Origin of the sequence: Sulfuricurvum sp. RIFOXYD12_FULL_44_77, assembly GCF_001830725.1 — a bacterium.
Taxonomy (GTDB): Bacteria; Campylobacterota; Campylobacteria; order Campylobacterales; family Sulfurimonadaceae; genus Sulfuricurvum; species Sulfuricurvum kujiense_A.
This window is the reverse complement of the sequence record NZ_MIBU01000287.1, coordinates 1-2,643: the sequence shown is the minus strand read 5'-3', so window position 1 is coordinate 2,643 and position 2,643 is coordinate 1. Positions and strand designations below refer to the sequence as shown.

General features: G+C 47.1%; 3 protein-coding genes. 2 read left to right on the top strand and 1 reads right to left on the bottom strand.

From position 1 onward, the window contains the following. Window positions 1-337, top strand: a 337-nt coding sequence (locus A2517_RS10705) for a FliH/SctL family protein (protein WP_294896880.1), incomplete at its 5' end; no start/stop codon positions are given. A 73-nt stretch (window positions 338-410) separates the two neighbouring features. Next, window positions 411-2,228: a 1-deoxy-D-xylulose-5-phosphate synthase gene (dxs, locus tag A2517_RS10700; RefSeq protein WP_294896879.1), complete on the top strand. Its 1,818-nt coding sequence runs from the start codon at window positions 411-413 to the stop codon at window positions 2,226-2,228. Here dxs and A2517_RS10695 read toward each other — a convergent pair. Beyond that, window positions 2,215-2,643 (bottom strand): polyphenol oxidase family protein (locus A2517_RS10695; RefSeq protein ID WP_294896877.1); only part of this gene is annotated, 429 nt, incomplete at its 5' end. The genes dxs and A2517_RS10695 overlap by 14 nt on opposite strands.

The following is a 2,643-nucleotide window of genomic DNA, read 5'->3' as shown; positions in this document are numbered from 1 at the left end:
AGCTTCCATTCAAAAAGAGCTTACCCATACGGCTTTGGATATCGCTAAAGAGGTGATTGGGATTGAAACAGGGGAACACAGTGCCAAAATAGCGGCAAAACTCTCAGGTGATTTAATCGAAGAGTTGAAAGATGCTTCTAAAATTACCCTTCGGGTGAATCCGGCGGATCACGGATTTATCTCTGAAAAAGTGGGTTCACTCACTCATGTAGAGGTGTTGTCCGATCGAGCGATCAGTGCCGGAGGGGTGGTTGCTATCAGCGATGTCGGAAACATCGATTCGGAGATAAAAAAGCGTTATGAGAGGCTTAAACGCTCCTTGTTGCTTGAATCGTAACCCCTTTTTCCAACGATTGACTTTTATACTATAGACTTCGAATAGAGAATACTTTTTAGGACAGTGCATCATAATGAATATTAAAAATTTTACTTTGCCTCAGATGGAAGAGCTATCCCAAAAGATACGGGACCGTATTTTAGAAGTGGTGAGTACCAACGGCGGCCATTTAAGCTCTACCCTCGGAGCCACTGAGATTATTGTGGCGATGCACAAAGTATTTGATGCAGAGAAAGATCCTTTTATTTTCGATGTCTCTCACCAAGCGTATGCCCATAAACTCCTTACCGGTCGTTGGGAAGAGTTTTCAACCCTTCGTCAATTTGGCGGTTTGAGCGGTTATACAAAACCATCTGAATCGGATAAAGATTATTTTGTTGCGGGGCACAGTTCGACCTCTATATCACTCGGAGTCGGTGCGGCAAAGGCAATAGCCCTCAAAAATGAGCAAGAGAGCCGTATCCCCGTTGTTCTTATCGGGGATGGGGCAATGTCTGCGGGGATGGCGTATGAAGCGATGAATGAACTGGGTGATCGCAAATATCCGATGGTTATTATCCTCAACGATAATGAGATGTCGATCGCCAAACCGATCGGAGCGATCAGCCGAATGCTGAGTTCTGCAATGGCTAGCCCTTTTTATCAGCGTTTTAAACGAAAAACAGAGCAGTTTGTCGATAATTTCGGGGAAGGGGCACACTATCTCGCGAAGCGGTTTGAAGAGTCGTTTAAACTCATCACACCGGGGATTATGTTCGAAGAGATGGGGATCGAATATATCGGCCCCATCGACGGGCATGATCTCAAATCGTTGATTGAGACGTTTGAAATTGCCAAAGGGATGGGTAAACCGGTATTGGTGCATATCCAGACCATTAAGGGCAAAGGGTATGAGATTGCCGAAGGAAAACATGAAAAATGGCATGGCGTCTCACCGTTTGATCTCAAAAGCGGCACGGCAAATGCCAAAAGTTTGCTCAAAAGTGCTACGCAGATTTATGCGGATGCCCTTATGACACAGGCTGATAAAAATGATAAGATTGTTGGGGTTACCGCCGCGATGCCCAGCGGAACAGGGTTGTCGGCATTGATGGAAAAATATCCCGAACGTTTTTGGGATGTGGCGATAGCCGAACAGCATGCGGTAACGTCGATGGGGGCATTGGCAAAAGAGGGATTTAAACCGTTTTGTACGATTTACTCCACCTTTTTACAACGGGGATTTGACCAAGTGATCCACGATGTGTGTCTGATGGATTTACCGGTCGTGTTTGCCCTTGATCGTGCCGGAATCGTCGGAGAAGACGGAGAAACCCACCAAGGGGCGTACGATATCAGCTTTTTACGTCTTATCCCTAATATGACCCTTTGTGCACCGCGTGATGAGCTCTCTTTTCATCAGATTATCGAGTTTGCATCGACGTATGAACACCCATGTGCCATCCGCTATCCGCGCGGTTCCTTCGCAGAAGCCGATTTGATCGAATCCGCTCCGTTTGTGGAGGGGAAATCTCAACTCCTTATTTCCAACGATTCCGATCGGTTGTTTATCGGGTACGGCAATGGAGTAGGGCGTGCGGCACAAACGATGGCCTTTATGGAGGAGCAACCTTCACTGCTCGATTTGCGTTTTGTCAAACCGTTAGATACAGTAATGCTACGTCAAATGGCGCAAGAGCATAAACAATGGTACATTTTCAGTGATTCGGCACGAATCGGCGGCGTTGGCAGTGCGTTGCTAGAGTGGTTATCGGAAGAGAAAATTACCGACGTATCGGTAGTGAGTTTCGAATATGATGATGAGTTTATCAAACACGGCAACACCAAGCTTGTCGAAGAGTCTTTAGGACTTCTCCCTGAACAATTAGCCGCTCGGGTTATCGGAGAATAATCACCCCAGCGATTCTCCCTGTTTGCTGAGCGTCGGCACGGTAGGAAAAGTACTCATCGCTCCTGCATGACGTGCAGTGCTCTACCACCTCTATGTTTTCTACCCCCAACCCTTTTAACTGCTCCAACAGGATCGTATTGACATCCAAAAACACTTTTTCATCTTCTCTTCGTAATGCCAAGCCATACCCCTTTGTTTCACACTCTAGAGCTATCGTTTCGTTGATCTCATAACAGCATCCTCCGATAGAGGGGCCGAGTACGATATAAAGATCCTCTGCATGGGTTCCAAATGCTTGATGCATCGCGGTGATCGTTTTAGGGAGGATGGCATGCAGTGCCCCAGAGCGTCCCGCATGGACTGCCCCTATCGCTTGTTGGATCGGATCGTAGAGCAATACCCCCGTACAATCGGC

Bases quoted from the DNA above. Each gene is read 5' to 3' on its own strand.
- dxs (WP_294896879.1), top strand. From the start codon at position 411: ATGAATATTAAAAATTTTACTTTGCCTCAGATGGAAGAGCTATCCCAA.